Source organism: Leisingera sp. ANG-M6 (genome assembly GCF_000813905.1).
GTDB lineage: Bacteria > Pseudomonadota > Alphaproteobacteria > Rhodobacterales > Rhodobacteraceae > Leisingera.
This window is the reverse complement of the sequence record NZ_JWLG01000004.1, coordinates 31,638-49,529: the sequence shown is the minus strand read 5'-3', so window position 1 is coordinate 49,529 and position 17,892 is coordinate 31,638. Positions and strand designations below refer to the sequence as shown.

Sequence of the window (17,892 nt, the reverse complement as noted above, 5' to 3'; positions counted from 1 at the left end):
CCTTCACGAACGCGACCGTCTTGCACACGGAAAACGGGCAAGGTCAGTTCGGCATTTCCCTCTTCCAGAGCGGCGGCCTCTCGCCCCATTATCGAACGCTGCTACTTATGACCTTAGAACAGCAGCCTCTCACCATCGGGTTGGCGCTCCCGCGTGAGGCTGAGCAGGCGATTGCCGGAAAGCCAGTTCCACTAGGGCAAATACGCGGCCACAAAGCTAAGCTGTTTCCGTATTCACTGCGCTGAGTCGGACCTAACTCTGGTAATCTAGTGTTTTTTCGATCGTCGGGAGCAAAACTGCCGAAGCGATTGCACTACTAGACGCTTGTGATGAAGTTGACTGGATCGGATTGTGACGTATGCGAGTCTCTTGCAGCATGCGATCGCCAAAGACGACCTGAGCCGCCGCTCAGCTTGATCGTCAGCGAGAGGCACCGCGGAGGATGCGCAAGATAAGCGCCAGTGCGAAGAGCACCAGAAAAATGAAGAATAGGATCTGTGCGATCCCAGCGGAGGCCGTTGCGATGCCGCCAAATCCAAAAATGCCGGCAACGATGGCCACGACCAAGAAGACGAGGGCCCAATAGAGCATGCCGTGTCCTTTCAGTTGCGAGTTGCTGTTGAGAAAACTATTGACGCCGCCAAAAGTTCCACGCCAGCGTCAGGAAATCGCGTAAATGGCCGCTTGCATGCCGCAGTAAGTCAGAACAACTGTCAGTGCGGTCGATTGCCCATAATGCAAGTACGACATTCAGGGCGTGTTTCGTGGCGTTGTTCCGATAGCGGCTTCACGAAGCCTTGGGCTGCCGCAGAGATTCAAAACTGAGAATGGATCGAACTGGCGTCCGATCTTCAAGGAGGCTGCATTAGATCAGCGGCCGCCGTTCTGGTGCGGCCAATTCGATCATTGCCATTTCCGCCAGCGCAGGCAGGTTTCTGACTTTCAGCATTCCATTTTGCCATTTTGCCATTTTGCTCTCCCGCAGTGTTTTCAGCATCTTATTGGTATGCACCAGAGACAGGCCAAGTGCATCTGCGAGGTCCTGCTGGCGATAGGGCAGCGGTACCGTGTCCTTAACATCCATGCCGACTGATCTGAGCCGTTCAAAAATCCTCACTAGTGCCCAGGCAATGCGCTGTGAGGCATCACGCTGACCCAGAGACGCAATGGTTTCACCCAGAAAATGCTCCTCCACTGCGGCAATCCAGGTCAGATCATACGCGCGCTCCGGATGGTGCTGGAAAAGCTCGTACAGCGCGGCCCGGCGGAACACGCACAACGTCATAGAGGTAGACGCTTCGACTGAATGCTTCATTTCTCCCATCAGGCTGGCCTGCAGCCCGGCAAAATCGCCGGGAAAAAGAAAATTGATGACCTGACGGCGGCCATTTTCCAGCGTTGTGTAGCGCGTACCCATGCCTTTGAGCACCGTGTAGAGTTGCGGGCTGTTCGAGCCTTCCAGAAGGATAGTCGTGCCTGCATCCACTGTCAGCTCGCCGGTTTTGAACTCTTGGGTAAAGGCGACTTCCTCACGCGACATTGGTGTGAACACGGGCCGCTTTCGCAACGGGCAGTTCTGGCAGGTTGTTGGCGGCATGGCCCTCTCCCTTCGTACCTATGTCATAGTTAAATGCGCCTGCGCCGAAAAAGTTCCAGTATGTCCCATTGTAGGGGGGCGAAAGCAATGGAAGAGCCCAGTCAAGACCGAGCACACATTTATCTTGTGGTGTCCAGAAATTACCTGATCACTTGCGATATCTGCGATACCATCTCGGATTTCGATCCGGTGGCTGAAATCAGCGTGCAAGAGGGGCATGAACACGCTCTTGTTACGATCACGCCTTTGCGGCGGATTGCAGTAGCTTTCGTGGAGGCGGGGTCCGAACAGGTGACTAAGCTCAAGATAGATCAGGCTGTTCAGGGCCGCGGCGGCCGGCTTGTCTTGATGGGAAATGCGGCCGAAGATGAACTGGACGGGCATTCCCCGCGCTTGAGGTGGCCGGTGCTTGCCCGGCCAGTTTCCACCCGGATGATACTGAAACAGCTGGCGCTGCCGCAGCACAGTATTCGAAGTAAACGGTGTTTTGCAGGCCTGAGATAGGGGTTGGACTGGCTGCGCGTGTGGGTCCAGCTGGGCTGTTTTACTTTGCCAGCTCATCCATGGCGCGGCCGACCGTGAAGCCGTGAAGCATAGTCGACAGCAGGATGGTCAAACCGATTAGAGCCCATAGCTCAGGTTCATTGACAAACTCCAGATGCGCACCGGCATAACAAAGATAGTAGACTGAGCCGATCCCCCGGACACCAAATACGGATACCACCAGACGGTCACGCTTACGCAGACGCGACCCGGCTAAAGAGATCCAGCCTGCTAGAGGGCGTATCACAAGGATGAGCAGAAATGCCAGCAGCAGGTGCGTCCATGTGAAGTCCTCCAGAACAACTGGAAGGACGTGACCAAGCGCGACCAGCAGCAGCGCTGTCAAAGCGTGTTCGATAGTTTCGCAGAAGTCGTGCAGCCTACGGTGAAACCGGTGTTCATTTTCGATCCGGCGCAGTGCCAGGCCCATAACGGTGACGGCTATGAACCCATAGCCTTCGACCAGTTCGGTTGAACCGTAGCACAGCAATACACCTGCTATCGCTACCACACCTGAACCCGTGTCGGCCAGAACTGCCGAACGGGGAAACAAAAACAGCACCTGCCCCAGTGCCCATCCGCCGCAGGCGCCCATCACAACACCAGCTGAGATCCGGTAGGCGACGTCAATCATCAGCCAATCGGCCAGCCAGGCCTGAGGGTTCAGCCCCTGAACGGCAACGATGAGACCGAGATAGACAAAAGGAAAAGCAAGCCCGTCATTGAGCGCCGCTTCCGTTGTCAGCGTAAAGCGCACCGGATGCTCGTTGCCTTCCATAGGCGGACCAACCTGCACGTCACCCGCAAGCACCGGGTCTGTCGGGGCCAGCACGGCCCCCAGAAGAATTGCCCCCGCAGCCGTCATGCCGCCCAATCCCCACCCCAGTAAGGCAACCGCCAGAATTGTGAGCGGCATCGCGATGAGGAGGAGTCTGGCTGTCGGAGCCCAATCTTTCCACGACCTCAAGCTGTCCAAGCGGAGGCCGGCAGCAAAAAGCGCCACTATCACGGTCAGCTCGCTGACGACTTCCCAAGGCTTCGGGCGAACGCGCGGATCAGGAAGCTCAGGCAGGCCCGGGACCAGCCAGTATGCCGCCATGCCCAACAGCATGAGAAGCGGCGCGGCGGCGGGTTCCCTTGTGGAAAAAAGGCGCGGCGACCAATGGGCGAGAATGATCACTACACCCACCGCCGCAAGCATGAGGTGATAGGGGGCTAAACCGAAGAATTCAGATTGATCCATGAGCACCATCGAGCAGAGTATACGGCCTTTGGCGCTGCTGAGTGCAGCAAAATAAACGGGCCAGCCGTTAACATGCCGAGGAGCGTGCGGCCTGGCCCGCCACTACGTCAACCTGTCAAAATTTTCGGATCAGGTCTTCGGGCTTCGGTTGCCTGCCGCGTTTCTTGCACCTCCTTTTTTAATTTAATGCTGAACCAGACCAGTTGGAAAAGCCCATTTCTTATCTAGTCTGCGCCCCCATTGCTCTCGCTCCCGGGCTTTCCTGCCTGGTCAGATGCTGTCCAGGATCCGGTCGACAGTCTGGCGGACTTCATCCTTGGTCTTGCCCAGTTTCTGCTGCAGCAGCCCTTCCAGCTGCTCGCGTTCGCCCTTCGCCTGCTCCAGCTCGTCATCAGTCAGGTCGCCATAGGCCTCGCGAAGTCGGCCTTTGAATTCGGTCCATTTGCCGGTGAACCGGTCGTCATCCATGAGTCGTTCTCCTTTGAAAATCATTTGGAATCCGGGTCAGTCGCGGTGCGGCGCCCTTGGACAGAAAACGCGCCAGCGGCTGCTTGGTTCCGGTATCACGCCGTGTCCGTGTCCGTGTCCGTGTCGGAGGCGGCACCTAGAAGCATGGCAAAAGCCGAAAGCGACAACCAGGTTAGCCGGATATTGACGCCGCACGATACGCCGAAGACCTGATTGTAGGAGTCGAAGGTTTCAGTATGAACCGTGATCCCTGCGCTGGCGGTGAACCACAGCAGGCAAGCGGCAGCGGCTCCCCTTGGTGATCCAAGGCTGGTCGGCAGCCGGGCGGTTTTGGCCGTAGCCGCACAGAACTTATATCCCGAACGCACCGGTCAGCATCAGTACCGGCAAGCGGGCCAGCCCGAACAATTGCTCAAGCAAGAATCTGCAGGTCCAGCGGGCAAAGGCTGGCAGGGCGCGTCACCGTGCCCGCCACGATCAGCAGCATGATTGCGAACAGAGACAGCCCCAGTTTCAGGGCGGACAGCACCGCAATGCTGCGGGATTCCTTGCAGTCCAGAACCTCTCTCAGCCCGACCATCGCACTCCGGCGGCTGCGGATACCCGCTAAGCCGCCGACAGCAGCACATAGGTGTTCTCGGTAAACTGGTGATCGGGATCATAGTCCGGGAACGCCCGCCTTGCGTTGCGCTGAGGAGCCCTTATTCGCCGACCATCTCCATAACAGCATCAAGATGGGCGGTTTTGAACGGGCGGGTAAGCATGGGCAATGCCTTCAATTCTGGCTCGGCCGTATCCCCATTGACCAAGATGACCCGCCACTTCTTAGATAGCGCGTCGGTAAGCCAGTCCCGAGCAGCAGGGTTGCTGAGCGGGAAGGCAAAGAACACCAGTCGTGGCGGCGGCAATCCGTCTTCCAGAAAGCCAGTGCAATGCTCGACTTTACTTTCGGTCAAGATGGCGTTCAAACCACGGCGTGTCAGGTAATCGCTGATATCAACTGCTTCAAACGCGTTGTTGGTAAGGATCAGTACGGGTGCTTCCGCACCTTGAGTTTCGCTGCCCATATGGCCTCCATTTTTTGGAGGAACTTTGGCACCGTGCCAGGCGTCATGCATTAAACTGTGACATAGTTCTGGGCAAACCATGCCATTGAAACGTTTTATTTCCAAAGCCCCCTCCAAAAGGAGAAAACAAAAAATAGCTAGACAAAAACTAGCCAGATATTTGATATATATAAATAATTTGCTGTTTCTCCGGGGAGCCGCGCCCAGTGATGGAGAAAATCCGAAGCAAATTTCAGTCCGATCGCCCTGAGAAGTCACTTGTCGTGTGACAATCCGATCTTGCAGCCGCTCCTTTCAGCTTTGGATCCGAAGGCCTAGCGAAGTGCGAAACGGCCGTTGGCAGCAATGGTAACGCAGTCTCGGCCCTACGACATGGCGGAAACCAGGCGTATTTGAAGCGGGCATCCCGGATTGGTGGGGGCCAAACGCAACCCAGCGGGAGGTGTTCCTCTGCTTTCCTGCTGAACACTTGCAGAAACTGGGGGTAGACAACGCATCGTCATGGCGGGTGAACTGCCTTTATCCGCGCAACGCGGACCTGTCTTTTGCAGCGGGTGCGAATTTGATCGGGAGAATGCAAAAATTGGAACTCGTAGAGTGTTTTGCTGAACCAAGCAGGGAAAGCACCGTTGCCCCGCTAAGCAAACTGCGGTTGTTCTTGCATTGCGTGGCTGTATCGGCAGTGCTGTTCTTGGGAACTGTGGCCGGTCAAGCGGAGATAGCTCGTGAACCGGTGCAGACCGACAGCCTGATCGAAGTTGGTGATGCGGCCGTACGGGATGGTGAGATTCTGAGCAGAATTGAAAACCTGCTGGCTGAAATCAACGGCTATGGAAGCGTGAAAGTGTCAGTTTCCGAAGGTGTTGTTCGTGTTTCGGGTCAAGTAATCGACAATGCGGCGCAAGACCGGCTTACGCAGATCATCAACCGCGTGGCCGGTGTTGTGGCTATTGAGAATGAAACCGAAATCAGCGGCACCCTTGAAGAACGGCTGGCTCCGGCCATGGAGCGGATTGCTGCCCGCACACGCAATCTGCTGGCAAACGGTCCGATCTTCCTGGTCGCAATGGCGGCTTTTCTGCTGGTGGCTGCGGGCGGGTGGCTGCTGACGACGCGGATAGGCATCTGGACCCGGCTGGCACCCAACGCTTTCATTGCGGATGTCTACAGGGCGGTTGCACGCATCCTTTTCATCCTGACCGGACTGGTTCTGGCTCTGGATATCATGAACGCAACAGCGCTGATCGGGGCAGTTCTGGGTGCGGCAGGCGTGGTTGGCCTCGCGCTTGGCTTTGCAGTGCGCGACACGGTTGAGAATTTCATTGCCTCCATTCTTCTCAGTCTTCGCCAACCATTCCGGCCAAATGATTTCGTCGACATCCAAGGGGATCAAGGAACGGTGGCGCGGTTGACGTCGCGGGCGACCATCCTGATCTCACCCGATGGCAACCATATCCGCATTCCCAATGCCACAGTGTACAAGGGGCGTATCGTGAATTTTACCCGTGATCCCCATCGCCGGTTCTGTTTTGACCTAGGGGTAGATGCAGATGCCGACTTGGCCGCTGCGCTGGCCACCGCCGTTGCTGCGCTGGAGGCTCAGAAATTCGTGCTGAAGGAGCCGGAGGTCGGCGCCTGGATCAATGAAGTCGGAGACTCCAATGTGATCCTGACTTTCACCGGCTGGGTGAACCAGACGGAAGTGAATTTCGCCAAGGCGCGCGGTGAGGCGATCCGGGCTGCCAAGATGGCGCTGGAAAGCGCAGGATTTGGTCTGCCGGAGCCGATTTACCGGGTGCGGCTGGATGGGGCGAGCGCCACTGCGGCGGCAAAGCGAGACTCCGTTGAAGAAGAGCGGGCTCCTAAACCTGAATTGGCAGCATTGCCCGAGGCTGCCGATCCAGCGCGGGCAGAGCCGGCAATCGCGGATGCCGCGGAGCGGGAGCGTGAAGTGCTGGATGGCGGGGAAAACCTTTTAGACGATCAACAACAAGCGGAGTGAAGAGTTTTTGCACCCCTGCGGTGCCGGACAGCGGTCAAATCACCTTGTTTAAGGGGTCCTGCGCAGGTTCGTCCGCGGCCCCGGGCTGCGGGGCTAGCAGAACCCCCAGCCAAAGCAAAAGCGGCAGTGTGACAAATGCTCCGACCGGTCCCCAAAGCCACAGGCCAAATACAATTGCCAGGAATATCAGCAGCGGGTTTATTGCCATGCGCTGCCCAACAACAAGAGGTGTCACAATATTAGCCTCTGTCAGGTTGATCAGCAAAAACGCCAGTGGTGGCAAAACAGCAAACAACCCATGGAACTGAAGCATTCCGGCGATTGCCAGACTGACTGCAATCAGTAAAGGGCCAAGGTACAGGACGTAATTCAGCAAAGCTGCCGCCAGCCCCCAGATCAAAGCATATTCAACGCCGAGCGCAATTAGTGCAGCCGCGGTGACGGCACCCAGTCCGGTATTCACCAAAGTGATGGCAGCGAAATACTTGGCGACGACGGTGTCGGCGTGTTTCAATCGGATTTCCAGTGGCCCTGTCAGGCGGTACAGGTCATTGCGTGTCAGAGTGAAAAAAAACAACGTTCCAACAAATATGAACACTTGGGAGACGAAGCTGGGGGCCAGCCAGAGTGCATCCCCTACCGAAGGGATCGCAGTTTGTGGTTCCACGGCTTCGGCGCCTACGCTTTCCTCAATTTCCTGGCTGATTGTCTCGATTCCGCGCAGCAGAGACGATGCTTGGTCGATCAAAGCTCCCATCACGGACTTGATGCGGGGTAGCTCTTCGATGAGGACATTGATCAGCGGCTCAATCAGCAAAAGAATGACTGCTACGAACAGCGTAGAAAGGATTAAAAGCGACAGGGCGATCGCCAGCCGTGGCACTCCATACCGGGCCAGTTTGTCGGCGAGCGGCGAAACCACTACACCCAAGACTAGCGCAAAGCTCATCGGCGCGAGGACTTGCTGTGCCAGGTGCAGGGCTGCAGTGATGCCGATGATTGTCAGAAACATCAGCATCACACGAACCCCCCGGCCGCTGAGGACATTTTCTAGAATTCCGGACATTATTAGCTGGCAGCGGTGTGCAGTGATTTTTTGCTGGCAGATGGATCCAGCTTGGCGTTGGCTGTTTGATACAGTTTGTCCATCTCGTCGCGCAAAGCCTTTTCAGCTTTTGCCGCCAGCGCATCTCGATGCGCTCCTAGAACTTCATCCTCCCGGCGAGTGGAAGGCAGCAGGGCGCCGATCAGCGCACCAAGGCCAAGCGCAATCGCGCCGGCAGCAAGTGGGTTCTCTTCAAAAAAGGTCTGGCCTCTGGCCGCGGCTTTGGATGCGTGTGCCTCAAGCTTCTCCTGCGCCTGCAGAGCTGCCCTGCGGGCGTTGAGCACACGTTTCCGGGCGGCCTCAGGCAAGCCGTCCAGTCCTGCGTTCAAAGTCTCGCGCATATTGGTCGAGCGGAAGCTTTCTTTACTCATCCCGGTCATCTCCTTTTTCATAGCAGCATCCGCGGCGGCGACGCGGTTATCAAAACCGGCAAAGGAGTCCTCCAGCGGAACTGCTGTTGGATTGGCGACGGGGCTAGTCGGACGGCGGCCGGTCCCCGCAAACATCAGGGCAAGCCCCGCGCCGGTCAGCACCAGTGCCGCTGGGTTGCGTTTGGCTGCGGCCACTGCCTGCTGACTAAGCTGGCCGCCGTACCCGTGAGCCGTGGCCTTGAGCTGCTTGGTCACCGATTGCGGAGCGAGCATATCTGTCACTCCCGACAGCGAGGCAGCCAGTTTGCGGCGGTCTGCATCCACCTTTTTTTCGAGGTTGTCAATTTCCGGCATTTCCAGCCTCCCTGATACTGGCAGCGTCCTGCTTGATACTGCGAATGGTGCGCGACGGCAGAAGCGCCTTGCTGCTGAGGCGGGACTTGCCCGCCAGAAGCAAGCACACAGCCGCGGTCAGAAGAGCGCCGCCTACTACAAGGGCGGCAAGGCCTGGGGATAGCCCGGCGGCGGTAATCCAAGCGACAAGTGCCGCAGCAAGGACGTGCAAACCTGCCAGAGCGGCAATGGCAGCGGCAGTCATGAAGGCGAGCCCGGTTCCAGCCTGCGCGGCCTTCTCCTTTAATTCACCTTTGGCTAGCTCCGATTCGCTGCGCAACAGGGCAACGAAGTTACGGAGAGTGCCAAGGAACAGCTCTGGGGCCGCGCGTAAATCAGGATGCGTCATGGCCACTCCCTTCACGCGCCGGACTCAGCATTCCTTCCTGAGCAAATGAGGCGGCATCCGCCGGTGCACGCGACTTCAGAAAGCGGGTGGCCGCGAACCCGGCAAGGGATGCGGCACTGAGAAACAGCAGTGGGTTATTGCGAGCAAATGAACCGATATCCCGTACCGTCTGTTCGAAGTCCATTGAGCGGACACGGTGCGCGGCATCCTCCAGATGGCCCGCAATCATCTGCGCCGCCTGCGCCTGAACGGTGCCCGGTTCAAATGCATCTGCGGCGGCATCCGCGGCATCTGCAGTCGACTGCACCTCTCGCGCAGCGTGCTCTTTTGCGGCGCCGGCGGTGTTGCGGACGGTGTCTGCAACTGCATCCTTTGCCTTGCGGCCCAGATCCGCGGCCTGCGCGCGAGCCTGCCTTTCCAATTCAGAAGTATCGGTCATGTCATCAGCCTTTCCGGTATCGGGGATACAAAGAGGACGCGTGCGCTGGCGTTGTTTGCTCTCTTGGAACAAACGGGGCCCGGCCTGTAACTGCCGGACCGCTTCAGGCCAATGCCGGCTGGTCAAATCTTTGCGGCAGAGGATTTCGGGCCTGCAATAAGCCAGATGATAAAGCCCACGACGGGCAGAATGAGAATCACAAGGGTCCAGAGGATTTTGGCTGCGGTGGAGGCGCCGGAGGACAAGATTTGAATGATTGCGTAGATATCTGCGGCCAGCACAAGCAGGCCAATCAGCCCATATTCCATGATAGTCTCCCTTCAGTTTCCTGTTCTGATCAGAAAACGCACAGGGAAGAAAAATGGTTCCCTTACACCGGGTAATTTTCCTTGTCGCGCTACCGGCGATGCCGTTTTCAGACCGCTTGGAAAAACCAAAAGCCGCGCCATAAAGCGCGGCTTTCATTTACTGTTTTGAACCGTTGTCTTAGAAACGGCTGTGCATGGCCAAACCAAGCAATACGCCGGCCCCCAGAGCACCAGCGATGGCAAGGCCAGGATTTTCTTTTACAAATGCCCGCCCCTGTGAAGCCACACGCTGAAGTTCACCAGAACTGTACTGCAGCCCGGCACCAATTTGCTCTTGCGCCTGCTGGACAGTCTCTGCGGCCTGTTCTTTCACGCGACCGGTCAGGTTGCCGTTTGCCGCTTCTGCTGTGGCTCCGGTGCCCTCAGGTGAATGCTTTTTTGCTTCGGCTGTGTTGGTCATGTGTTGATATCCTTTTTTTAGCTGCCGTTCTGCAGTCCGCGGGAGCTCTGCCGCGTCAGCGCTTGATAAAACGAACAATGATCGAGAGAGCGAAGAGCACCAGGAAGATCACAAACAGGATCTGAGCGATCCCGGCGGAGGCTCCGGCGATGCCGCTGAAACCAAGAATTGCGGCCACAAGCGCGATTACTAGAAATGTGATTGCCCAGCCAAGCATGACTCTTCTCCTTCAATGTTTACGCGCTGCTGTGCGCCATCTTTAACATCAACGGCTTTGCGGGCGATTGGTTCCGGATTTCCTTGCCGCCGGTGCTGTAATAGCTCCGCTGGATCAGGAGAAAGCGCGGCTGCCAAGCTGCGTTTCAGGTATTCCAGCACCTGATCAGCTGCCGCTGCGGATCTCTTTTTCAGGTTTTTGGAACTTGATTTCGGGGAAAGGTAACCGACACACCCTCTATGCCGAATTCGATGCTTTCAACTCCGGCGTCAAATTCGAGAAGCTGGCCGCCTTCGTCCAAGGCGACGATGTCTGGAAGGCGGGTTTCTTAGACTCTGGCCGATGCCGCTCGTGCAGATGCCGAATACCAGCAAAGGGATGCCCGCATCGAAGGCAATTGAAGCAGGAGGGTTCATGACACAGTTTTTTAGGCTGCAAGCCTCATTCAATGCGGCCGCGGACGGAAGGGGACCTGAACAGCGGCCAAATACGGTGGAGACCTGCTTGTCTCGGTTAGGCAAAACTGGGTGACACAAGAGAAAATGACCCCCGCCGCAGCAATGTCGGGAGCCCAGTGGAACGACCAAGTTGGGGACAAGTCGTGCAGCGCTTTAAGGCTGCCAGCAGTTGTAAGACGCACAATGCCGGGTTCGGTTCCGAAAAAGTCCTTGAACGCAAACATATTTCCTTATCGACTAGCCCAGCAAAAAAGGCATTGACCAGCCCCCGCTCTCGAAAACATGTGCATCGGCTGAAAACTCATTCAATTTCTTCAGGGCATGGATGGGGAGCGTAGCGTTGTCCCCATTTGGTAATGCCCAGAAACGAAAACAGGCGCGGGCCACGATTGCGTGGCCCGCAAACTAATCGGGTCAGAAACCGGCAGAGTCCTCAGTTGACTGGGCCATTGGACAGAATTCCCGCAGTTACACTGTCTGTGAGTTCCAGCGCCTCGTCATCTTGAAGGCTAAGCAAATCAGCAAGCGATGCACGCGCGCGTCCAACCCGGCTTTTAATCGTCCCGACAGCGACACCGCAGGTTTCAGCAGCTTCTTCATAGGAAAACCCGCCTGCACCGACCAAGATCAACGCCTCGCGCTGAGTGTCCGGAAGTTTTTCGAATGCCTGCATGAAATCCCGCATGTTAAGGCGGCCATCGTGATCGGGTTTTGAAGCCAACGCCAAGGCCAGCGATCCGTCAGCATCCTCAACCTCGCGCTTGCGCTTGCGGCGCAGCGAATAGAAAGTGTTACGCAGAATGGTAAACAACCAGGCCCGCATGTTCGAGCCGGCATTGAACTTCTCGATATTACTCCAAGCTTTGATCAGAGTGTCCTGCACAAGATCATCTGCAGTTGCCGAGTTCCTGGTGAGACTGAGCGCAAAGGCACGCAGCGCGCCCAGATGCTCAGTCAACTCATCTCGCGGATCAGCTGTCATTGGATGTCCTTCTTGTGAAGTTCAGCTTTGCGCAGCTGCTCAAGCAGATCAGTGAACCGCTCCGGTAACGGTTCCGCCGCCAGCTCGTCAAAGGCATGCTTTAGGCTGCGGTCGATATGGTCCGCTTCACGGGGGACGCGGTGGATGTTCTTTTGCTTCGCCATTGTTCCCTCTGCTCGACGCTCACAGGTTCTCAACGCGTCAAGCAGCGAAATGGTTCCTGCGATGCTGAAAAGAGGATTAGCCCGGACAATTGCTCACCTCATGCAGAAATCAGTTGGCGCGTCGCTGTCATCATCTGACCTGGAAAGTTAGTTCATGTCGGGCCGGTCATCTGCGCCACGGTGTGCCATCAAGCGGCTGACGGACAAAAGCAGTGCTGCCAACCCTGCAGTAAGAAAGGCCATCACTGTGAAGCCGAGCCCTGCTGCCATTCCAACCGCCCCAGAAACCCAGATGCTGGCAGCCGTGGTGATACCGCCGACACGTTTGTCGCCCTTGATGATCGCCCCTGCGCCAATGAAGCCTATCGCACCCATCAAGCCCTGGGTCACGCGGGTCGGATCTGAAGACAGGCCCTCGGCCTGCATCTGACGGCCAAATTCCAGACCTACGATGATGAAAGCCGCTGCACCAAGTGAAACCATCATGTAAGTGCGGATGCCTACCCTGCGGTGGCGCAATTCCCTGTCCAGTCCCAGCAGTGCGCCGCCGGCCAGGGCAACGGTCAATCGCAATGCCCAGTCCAGCTGTGTTGAATGGCTTGCTGCGCTCGCGAAAAAGTCCACTCTGCCTACCCTCCCGGCACCACTGCTTTTCCCTGCGCGGCTGCAGGGTTCTGCACGACAAACACTTGAACCGGCAAAGAGTTCCCTAGCCTGGCATATCTTCGGGTGAGCTGCCAGGAAACAATTCGGGGGCTTTTCCACAGACCGCAATCGCGCATCCATGCTTCGTCTTCCAAATTTCAACACTTGTTCTTCAGTGGTAATCAGGAGCGAACCTGAGCGTTTCCAACTTTAGCCAATCAATTTAGGAACCGTTCAAGAAGCTCGTGCGTTTCTCCGTTGCATCCCCATTCGGGGCAGAAATGTAAGGAGCAATAAGATGACTCAACTGATCCGAACCGCCGCCCTCGTTTCGGCCATGGCGACGGCAGCTGTGGCCGGCCCCAAAGTCTCCGAAATCGACGTAACAGCAGATCTGAGCGCGATCGAAAACCACTCAGCCGCCGCAGTTTGGACCAGCCTGGAAACCGACCTGGAGACGGCGCTCGCTGAGCGTCTGATCGGACAGATCGCGGATGCTGATACTGAGGGCGCGGAAATTCATGTCGAGATTGACTCGGTTCTGCTGGCCAGCAACTTCGAACAGGCGCTTGGTGTCGGCGAATGGGTGCTGAAGGGCGATGTGGATATCGACATGCCTGATGCATCCAAGGACATGCGATACGATCTCACGGTCTCCGCGGATCAGCTTGATGCCTACTACCCTGAGGGCACCGATCCTGCGACTGTTACCGTTGACAGCGAAGCGTTCTATTCCGCCATCATCGGTGCCTTTGCCGGTAACGTGGCATCCAAACTGAAATAAGGAAAACGTTATGCGCATCATTCTCGCGTTCTTTGCGCTGGTCGGTCTGGCCGCATGTGAAACTGCCGAGGGCTTCGGCAGGGATGTTTCGAACCTCGGCAATGAGATCACCGAAGAATCTCAGGAAGCGCAGTAAAGCCTTACTTGCTCTTCCAAAACTGAATGGCTCGGCTCATTTGGGTGCCGGGCCATTTTTTCGTCCGCAGCAAAGCACCTGCGGGCCATCCTGACTGCTGGCGGTTCAAACGATGTCTTCGGTCGCCCCGGGCAAAGGTTGCTGCAAATCCGACATCCTGTCCTGATCATGCAACACTAGTAGACCGCGGCGCGCTTCCGGGCGCCGCACGTTGTTGCGGCGGATCTCATTTTGCCACCATGGAGCTGCTGTTGCCGGGTTCAGCGCTTCAAGCGGCAGATCCTCTTGCCACCAGTGCCGCGCCAGCGCATGCCACAGCTGTCTGACCCTGTCCTTCTGCGGTATCCGCAGAGCCGCTTCGGTATCCCATCGCATTGAGCGCCCATTCAAATTGGCTGAACCAACCATAGCAAAGCTCCCGTCAGTGATTAATACCTTGCTGTGGAGATAGATCATGGGGGATCCCGTCAATACAGAGGGCGCATCGCGGGCCGCCATGCGCGGCTGAACCGGGCTGGCAATACAGGCGCGTGTGCCAAAGGCTGTGCTGATCTCCTGCAGTGCTTCGGCCTGCAATGCCATGCCATAACGCGCATCCAATTCACGGCTGCCCTCAAAAGCAACCTCCTCGGGCAGCGCAGGCAAAATCAGGATCAAGGACAAATCCGGGTTGCGGCGCGCCGCATCGGCCAGCCCGCGGGCAATTACGCTGGAGCGCAGGTATTGGGTTTCCAGGTAGACCAGATGCCGGGCCTGTGCGAAGGCCTCTAAGTGATCGTCCTCAATTTCTTTCAGGACCGTCCGTGGCGACAACGCCCAAAACCCGCCGCGGCGCGGCACAGAAAGCGTTCGACGGATGTGTTTGCCTTCGGAGGGGCGCTTGCGCAGGGCGATTTCCTCCTGGAACTGCTCAAGATGGTTTGCTGCCTCAGCGGCTTCTGGCCCACGCACCATCAGCTGCACATCAGCCCATGTTTCGTGCGCTGGTTGGTCGTGCTTCTGAGTGTCGAACCGGCGCCGGTTCAAATCCAAGCCGCCGATGTAAAGGATTTTACGGTCGATCACCGCAATTTTTTGGTGTTGAGAAACCGGGTGAAGCTGCGGCAACCCCTGACGGCTGGCCGCTTGGGGCCGCAATCGTTTGGGCAGGTTGCGCAGTTTTTGCAAAACGAAAGGTGAAAAGGCTATCCGCGGCAACAGCCCTGCTCGCGCGGGATGCATCGCGGCGGAGACCGAGAGCAGGGCCGCCTGCTCAGGCCCGAGAGAGTCAGCAATTTGCTGTGCTTGCTTCAATGTCTTCTGTGCAGCTGCATGCAGCGGAGTGGCCATGACCGGATCAAAATCGCTTACCACCAGCCTGACACGGACACCGCGCCGAAGCGCATCTGAAATGAGATCTGCCCAGGTTTCCCCGAATTGCAATGTTTCCGGAGAAAGAAGAGGCGTGGCAAAATCGAACAAGCGGAAGCTGGCAATGATCTCCTTGCGGGCTTTCAGTACTGCCCGTTCGAAGGCGGGCCAGGCCTGCTCGGCGGTGATCAGTACCTCAAAATCCCCGCGGCGGTGTTCATGCGGCGGGTTCTTTTGCATCTTGCTCCTGCTCCGTCATTGAGGCCTCTGGCGGTGATGCCCCTGCAACGGCGGGGAACCCCAGACGGTATGTATACCTGCTCTCTGTTTCATGGGTGGTGGCATCACCATCAAGCTGTGTGGCAAAGGCTGCCATCAGGCGTGCGCCGATACCGGTGCCCCCGATTTCCTCGTCAGGGTCCAGCATCGGTTGCCCCTTGGTATTGGTCACCTCAAGCTCCAGCCAGTTTTCTGCCGTTTCGCGCAGGCTGACACTGATTGCCGGCCGTCCGCCCTCCGGTACGCCGGTGTATTTCACAGCATTGGTCATTGCCTCCGAGACGAGCATCGAAAGGGTTACCGCCTGATCCTGGCTGAGCGGTCTTTGCGCAACGTCGGTCTCGATTGCTACATCCTGTCCGGTGCCAGAACTCATGGTGCCGATCTCTTCTATCAGCTCGTTGATAAGTTCGCGGCTGTCTACGGTGGAAACGTCCGGATTGGTGTTAAGACTGCGATGGATGGTGGCCAAGCCGCGCACCCGTCTCTGCAGCTGCGCAAGCATTCGCCGGGCCTCCGGTGTTTGGGCGTTCCGGCCTTGCATGTTCATGATGGATGCCACCAGCTGCAGGTTGTTCTTCACACGATGATGCACCTCGCGCAGCAACATTGTTTTTTCTTCCAGATCAAGCTCGCGCCGCCTTTCTGCTTCACTCAGGATCGCCACCATGCGATTGAAGGATTGCTGCGCCTCCCCAAACTCCCGTGGGGGCGAATTGAGTTCAAGGGTTGTGTTCTCTCGCTCCCCCAGCGCATAGCGGCGCATTGCTCTTCGCAATGCGTTAAGATGGCGGATCACCATCTGCTGCAAGCCTAGGACAGCGACTGATATCCCGGCAATCCACATCAGCACCGGGAAGGCCAGGGTCATCCAGGAGGTCGGGCTGGTGCTCACGGACAAGGCATTCTCCACTGGCCAGCTGCCGACAACTGCTACTTGGCCGGGAAGGATTTGGCTCACGGCAAAAAAACGCTCCTGGCCGGAACGCGAATCTTCAAAGAATGTGCTGCCGGCGCGCTGCAGAAGTTCCCGTCGCGGGACCGAAACCGGCAACGCCTGTGCGGCCTCCTGCTCCGGTACGCTTGCGGACAGGATCTCCCCTTGCGCGTCCAGGGTTACAAACCGGATGCCCTGCTCGGCCCATCTGGTGCCAGCCAGCGATTTGGTCAACTGGTGCGGAATTGCGATGGAGATATATCCTAGAAGGGTGCCGGCGCGTTGCACCGGGCTGGTTGCTACCAGTTGGGGGCCACCAGCGCCGAGTATCCCGTCTCCCACTGCAAACGAGAGGCGCGCGGCTTGCTGGCTCTTGAGAAACATCCACTTCTCGGACACATCCGCCGTGCTGCCATCTGATGAGCATTCCATTTTCCCCCCAGGGGTGATGAAAGCTGCAAAGGTGAAGGGATTCTGGCCTTGAACAAATGCCGTCATCAAGTCTGTGCAGCGGTCGCCCTCGCCGTAAATAGGCAGGATCGCGGCAGCCAACCCCTCAGTGGCGCCGCCAGCCCGCTGCAGCAGTTCGCGTTCCTTGGCTGCGGCTTGCTGGGTATGTGCCAGCAAAGACGCATGGGATAACCGGTTGGCTTCCTCGACCACGGCGTTGGTCTGGTACAGCGCAATCAGGCCCAGCGGCAGCAGCGCAAACGTCATCAGCGCGGCCAGCCGTGTAAGAAGGCTCCCTTGAAGCCGTGACCCTGCGATCATGCGGCGCTTTGCTGGGCAACGATCCCAGCTGTGACAGTATCAGTCAGTTCCATTTTGTCTTCGCCTTCCAGACCCATCAGCTCCGTTAGACGGGCACGCGCACGGTTCACACGGCTCTTGATCGTTCCTGTCTTCACGCCGCACATCTCTGCGGCTTCGTCATAGGAAAAACCTCCCGCGCCAACCAGAACCAAGGCTTCACGCTGCTCGTCACTTAAGTGCTCAAATGCCGCGTTGAAGTCCTGCATGTGGAGCCGCCCGTCATGATCGGGTTTCTGGGCAAGGGCACCAGTGAGCACACCATCAGCGTCCTCCACTTCGGATTTGCGTTTGCGGTTAAAAGAATAATAAGTATTGCGCAAAATGGTGAATAGCCAGGCCCGCATGTTCGAGCCGGGATTAAACTTCTCGATATTAGCCCAGGCCTTGACGACAGTGTCTTGCACCAGGTCATCGGCAGTGGCGCTATTGCGGGCAAGACTGATGGCAAAGGCGCGCAGTGCACCCAAGTGGTTGACCAACTCATCTCTGGGATCTGGCGCGGCCTCAGTCATCGGAAGATTTCTCTTCTAGCTGATGTGGATTGTGCGCCTCGAGCGCTTCCTTTTCCTTCAGTTTCTTCAAAAGATCAGTAAACCTGTCGGGCACAGGCTCACTTGCGATCTGATCAAAGGCTCGTTTAAGGTTCTCATCAATTTCGCGGTCGGCCTGTTCGTTGCGCGGCCGGGCGTGTTGTGGTCGTTTCATGCAATCCAACAGTTTTCTGCGCAGCTTTTGGAACTAAACGCTTTGAGGCGCGTTTGGTTCCATATCTATTGTAAAAA

General features: G+C 57.2%; 25 protein-coding genes. 4 read left to right on the top strand and 21 right to left on the bottom strand.

The annotated features are described in order from the left end of the window. Window positions 1–420 precede the first annotated feature (420 nt). Both RA24_RS21910 and RA24_RS02430 read right to left on the bottom strand, forming a co-directional pair. Window positions 421–591: a DUF1328 domain-containing protein gene (locus RA24_RS21910; protein ID WP_019296329.1), complete on the bottom strand. Its 171-nt coding sequence runs from the start codon at window positions 589–591 to the stop codon at window positions 421–423. Window positions 592–865: 274 nt separating this feature from the next. Beyond that, window positions 866–1,597 carry a Crp/Fnr family transcriptional regulator gene (locus tag RA24_RS02430; RefSeq protein WP_039147917.1) on the bottom strand — a complete coding sequence of 244 codons (732 nt, stop codon included), beginning with the start codon at window positions 1,595–1,597 and terminating at the stop codon, window positions 866–868. 87 nt (window positions 1,598–1,684) lie between these two features. Between RA24_RS02430 and RA24_RS02425 the strand changes: the two genes are divergently transcribed. Continuing rightward, window positions 1,685–2,101: a hypothetical protein gene (locus RA24_RS02425; RefSeq protein WP_039172711.1), complete on the top strand. Its 417-nt coding sequence runs from the start codon at window positions 1,685–1,687 to the stop codon at window positions 2,099–2,101. Between the two features lie 40 nt (window positions 2,102–2,141). Here the strand turns inward: RA24_RS02425 and RA24_RS02420 are convergent, their stop codons facing one another. The 5 genes from RA24_RS02420 to RA24_RS02410 all read right to left on the bottom strand — a co-directional run bounded on the left by RA24_RS02420 (window position 2,142) and on the right by RA24_RS02410 (window position 4,969). Next, window positions 2,142–3,383, bottom strand: coding sequence for a cation:proton antiporter (locus RA24_RS02420; RefSeq protein WP_039189550.1), 1,242 nt, complete (start codon window positions 3,381–3,383; stop codon window positions 2,142–2,144). 270 nt (window positions 3,384–3,653) lie between these two features. After that, window positions 3,654–3,851, bottom strand: coding sequence for a CsbD family protein (locus RA24_RS02415; RefSeq protein WP_039189532.1), 198 nt, complete (start codon window positions 3,849–3,851; stop codon window positions 3,654–3,656). Window positions 3,852–3,946: 95 nt separating this feature from the next. Beyond that, the gene (locus RA24_RS22945) at window positions 3,947–4,219 is read right to left on the bottom strand and encodes a YhjD/YihY/BrkB family envelope integrity protein (RefSeq protein ID WP_082008914.1); all 273 of its coding nucleotides are present in this window, start codon (window positions 4,217–4,219) and stop codon (window positions 3,947–3,949) included. Window positions 4,220–4,263: 44 nt separating this feature from the next. Next, the gene (locus RA24_RS22425) at window positions 4,264–4,431 is read right to left on the bottom strand and encodes a hypothetical protein (protein WP_019296334.1); all 168 of its coding nucleotides are present in this window, start codon (window positions 4,429–4,431) and stop codon (window positions 4,264–4,266) included. Window positions 4,432–4,552: 121 nt separating this feature from the next. Further along, window positions 4,553–4,969, bottom strand: coding sequence for a hypothetical protein (locus RA24_RS02410; RefSeq protein ID WP_241480884.1), 417 nt, complete (start codon window positions 4,967–4,969; stop codon window positions 4,553–4,555). 418 nt (window positions 4,970–5,387) lie between these two features. On the opposite strand from RA24_RS02410, the gene RA24_RS02405 reads away from it, so the two are divergent. Further along, window positions 5,388–6,920, top strand: a complete 1,533-nt coding sequence (locus RA24_RS02405; protein ID WP_237754568.1) for a mechanosensitive ion channel domain-containing protein — start codon at window positions 5,388–5,390, stop codon at window positions 6,918–6,920. A gap of 34 nt (window positions 6,921–6,954) precedes the next feature. Here RA24_RS02405 and RA24_RS02400 read toward each other — a convergent pair whose 3' ends face one another. From RA24_RS02400 to RA24_RS02360, 10 genes are all read right to left on the bottom strand, one after another. Further along, on the bottom strand, window positions 6,955–7,938 hold the full coding sequence (locus RA24_RS02400) for an AI-2E family transporter (protein WP_241480883.1): 984 nt from the start codon (window positions 7,936–7,938) through the stop codon (window positions 6,955–6,957). Between the two features lie 50 nt (window positions 7,939–7,988). Next, window positions 7,989–8,750 (bottom strand): hypothetical protein, encoded by a 762-nt coding sequence (locus tag RA24_RS02395; protein ID WP_019296338.1) that lies wholly within the window; start codon window positions 8,748–8,750, stop codon window positions 7,989–7,991. Further along, window positions 8,737–9,138: a phage holin family protein gene (locus tag RA24_RS02390; RefSeq protein WP_039147925.1), complete on the bottom strand. Its 402-nt coding sequence runs from the start codon at window positions 9,136–9,138 to the stop codon at window positions 8,737–8,739. The genes RA24_RS02395 and RA24_RS02390 overlap by 14 nt, the downstream gene beginning before the upstream one ends. Then, window positions 9,125–9,649 (bottom strand): hypothetical protein, encoded by a 525-nt coding sequence (locus RA24_RS02385; RefSeq protein WP_152612796.1) that lies wholly within the window; start codon window positions 9,647–9,649, stop codon window positions 9,125–9,127. Before RA24_RS02385 ends, RA24_RS02390 begins: the two co-directional genes overlap by 14 nt. Before the next feature lie 50 nt (window positions 9,650–9,699). Then, a complete protein-coding gene (locus RA24_RS02380; RefSeq protein ID WP_019296341.1) occupies window positions 9,700–9,885 on the bottom strand; it encodes a PLD nuclease N-terminal domain-containing protein in 186 nt (61 codons plus the stop codon). Between the two features lie 178 nt (window positions 9,886–10,063). Beyond that, entirely contained in the window at window positions 10,064–10,345 is a 282-nt protein-coding gene (locus RA24_RS02375) for a hypothetical protein (protein WP_039189529.1), read from the bottom strand. A gap of 55 nt (window positions 10,346–10,400) precedes the next feature. After that, complete coding sequence (locus RA24_RS21900; RefSeq protein ID WP_019296343.1) at window positions 10,401–10,562, bottom strand: DUF1328 domain-containing protein; 162 nt, start codon at window positions 10,560–10,562, stop codon at window positions 10,401–10,403. An 891-nt stretch (window positions 10,563–11,453) separates the two neighbouring features. Then, window positions 11,454–12,002, bottom strand: coding sequence for an RNA polymerase sigma factor (locus tag RA24_RS02365; RefSeq protein WP_019296345.1), 549 nt, complete (start codon window positions 12,000–12,002; stop codon window positions 11,454–11,456). After that, on the bottom strand, window positions 11,999–12,166 hold the full coding sequence (locus RA24_RS22420; protein WP_019296346.1) for a NepR family anti-sigma factor: 168 nt from the start codon (window positions 12,164–12,166) through the stop codon (window positions 11,999–12,001). The genes RA24_RS02365 and RA24_RS22420 overlap by 4 nt, the downstream gene beginning before the upstream one ends. Window positions 12,167–12,313: 147 nt before the next feature. Then, window positions 12,314–12,952, bottom strand: a complete 639-nt coding sequence (locus tag RA24_RS02360) for an MgtC/SapB family protein (RefSeq protein ID WP_082020185.1) — start codon at window positions 12,950–12,952, stop codon at window positions 12,314–12,316. A 157-nt stretch (window positions 12,953–13,109) separates the two neighbouring features. Here RA24_RS02360 and RA24_RS02355 point away from each other — a divergent pair, with 157 nt between their 5' ends. Further along, the gene (locus RA24_RS02355; protein WP_019296348.1) at window positions 13,110–13,595 is read left to right on the top strand and encodes a hypothetical protein; all 486 of its coding nucleotides are present in this window, start codon (window positions 13,110–13,112) and stop codon (window positions 13,593–13,595) included. 10 nt (window positions 13,596–13,605) lie between these two features. Continuing rightward, window positions 13,606–13,731 (top strand): entericidin A/B family lipoprotein, encoded by a 126-nt coding sequence (locus tag RA24_RS02350; RefSeq protein WP_019296349.1) that lies wholly within the window; start codon window positions 13,606–13,608, stop codon window positions 13,729–13,731. Window positions 13,732–13,836: 105 nt separating this feature from the next. On the opposite strand, the gene RA24_RS02345 is transcribed toward RA24_RS02350, so the two are convergent. The 4 genes from RA24_RS02345 to RA24_RS21895 are packed head-to-tail and all read right to left on the bottom strand — an operon-like array spanning window position 13,837 to window position 17,815. Further along, window positions 13,837–15,321, bottom strand: a complete 1,485-nt coding sequence (locus RA24_RS02345) for a phospholipase D-like domain-containing protein (protein ID WP_039189525.1) — start codon at window positions 15,319–15,321, stop codon at window positions 13,837–13,839. Continuing rightward, on the bottom strand, window positions 15,299–17,014 hold the full coding sequence (locus tag RA24_RS02340) for a sensor histidine kinase (RefSeq protein ID WP_241480882.1): 1,716 nt from the start codon (window positions 17,012–17,014) through the stop codon (window positions 15,299–15,301). Before RA24_RS02340 ends, RA24_RS02345 begins: the two co-directional genes overlap by 23 nt. A 50-nt stretch (window positions 17,015–17,064) precedes the next feature. Then, window positions 17,065–17,622 carry an RNA polymerase sigma factor gene (locus RA24_RS02335; protein ID WP_019296352.1) on the bottom strand — a complete coding sequence of 186 codons (558 nt, stop codon included), beginning with the start codon at window positions 17,620–17,622 and terminating at the stop codon, window positions 17,065–17,067. Then, window positions 17,615–17,815 carry a NepR family anti-sigma factor gene (locus tag RA24_RS21895; protein ID WP_082008917.1) on the bottom strand — a complete coding sequence of 67 codons (201 nt, stop codon included), beginning with the start codon at window positions 17,813–17,815 and terminating at the stop codon, window positions 17,615–17,617. The genes RA24_RS02335 and RA24_RS21895 overlap by 8 nt, the downstream gene beginning before the upstream one ends. Window positions 17,816–17,892 lie beyond the last annotated feature (77 nt).

Excerpts from the sequence above, each read along its gene's own strand:
- RA24_RS02430 (WP_039147917.1), bottom strand. The coding sequence starts at position 1,597 with ATGCCGCCAACAACCTGCCAGAACTGCCCGTTGCGAAAGCGGCCCGTG.
- RA24_RS02360 (WP_082020185.1), bottom strand. The coding sequence starts at position 12,952 with ATGGATGCGCGATTGCGGTCTGTGGAAAAGCCCCCGAATTGTTTCCTG.
- RA24_RS02380 (WP_019296341.1), bottom strand. The coding sequence starts at position 9,885 with ATGGAATATGGGCTGATTGGCCTGCTTGTGCTGGCCGCAGATATCTAC.
- RA24_RS02400 (WP_241480883.1), bottom strand. The coding sequence starts at position 7,938 with ATGCTGATGTTTCTGACAATCATCGGCATCACTGCAGCCCTGCACCTG.
- RA24_RS21910 (WP_019296329.1), bottom strand. The coding sequence starts at position 591 with ATGCTCTATTGGGCCCTCGTCTTCTTGGTCGTGGCCATCGTTGCCGGC.
- RA24_RS02365 (WP_019296345.1), bottom strand. The coding sequence starts at position 12,002 with ATGACAGCTGATCCGCGAGATGAGTTGACTGAGCATCTGGGCGCGCTG.
- RA24_RS02335 (WP_019296352.1), bottom strand. The coding sequence starts at position 17,622 with ATGACTGAGGCCGCGCCAGATCCCAGAGATGAGTTGGTCAACCACTTG.
- RA24_RS21895 (WP_082008917.1), bottom strand. The coding sequence starts at position 17,815 with ATGAAACGACCACAACACGCCCGGCCGCGCAACGAACAGGCCGACCGC.
- RA24_RS21900 (WP_019296343.1), bottom strand. The coding sequence starts at position 10,562 with ATGCTTGGCTGGGCAATCACATTTCTAGTAATCGCGCTTGTGGCCGCA.
- RA24_RS02410 (WP_241480884.1), bottom strand. The coding sequence starts at position 4,969 with ATGCATGACGCCTGGCACGGTGCCAAAGTTCCTCCAAAAAATGGAGGC.
- RA24_RS02355 (WP_019296348.1), top strand. The coding sequence starts at position 13,110 with ATGACTCAACTGATCCGAACCGCCGCCCTCGTTTCGGCCATGGCGACG.
- RA24_RS02390 (WP_039147925.1), bottom strand. The coding sequence starts at position 9,138 with ATGACGCATCCTGATTTACGCGCGGCCCCAGAGCTGTTCCTTGGCACT.
- RA24_RS02340 (WP_241480882.1), bottom strand. The coding sequence starts at position 17,014 with ATGACGTTTGCGCTGCTGCCGCTGGGCCTGATTGCGCTGTACCAGACC.
- RA24_RS02350 (WP_019296349.1), top strand. The coding sequence starts at position 13,606 with ATGCGCATCATTCTCGCGTTCTTTGCGCTGGTCGGTCTGGCCGCATGT.
- RA24_RS02425 (WP_039172711.1), top strand. The coding sequence starts at position 1,685 with ATGGAAGAGCCCAGTCAAGACCGAGCACACATTTATCTTGTGGTGTCC.
- RA24_RS02420 (WP_039189550.1), bottom strand. The coding sequence starts at position 3,383 with ATGGATCAATCTGAATTCTTCGGTTTAGCCCCCTATCACCTCATGCTT.
- RA24_RS22420 (WP_019296346.1), bottom strand. The coding sequence starts at position 12,166 with ATGGCGAAGCAAAAGAACATCCACCGCGTCCCCCGTGAAGCGGACCAT.
- RA24_RS02345 (WP_039189525.1), bottom strand. The coding sequence starts at position 15,321 with ATGCAAAAGAACCCGCCGCATGAACACCGCCGCGGGGATTTTGAGGTA.
- RA24_RS22425 (WP_019296334.1), bottom strand. The coding sequence starts at position 4,431 with ATGGTCGGGCTGAGAGAGGTTCTGGACTGCAAGGAATCCCGCAGCATT.
- RA24_RS02375 (WP_039189529.1), bottom strand. The coding sequence starts at position 10,345 with ATGACCAACACAGCCGAAGCAAAAAAGCATTCACCTGAGGGCACCGGA.
- RA24_RS02415 (WP_039189532.1), bottom strand. The coding sequence starts at position 3,851 with ATGGATGACGACCGGTTCACCGGCAAATGGACCGAATTCAAAGGCCGA.
- RA24_RS02395 (WP_019296338.1), bottom strand. The coding sequence starts at position 8,750 with ATGCCGGAAATTGACAACCTCGAAAAAAAGGTGGATGCAGACCGCCGC.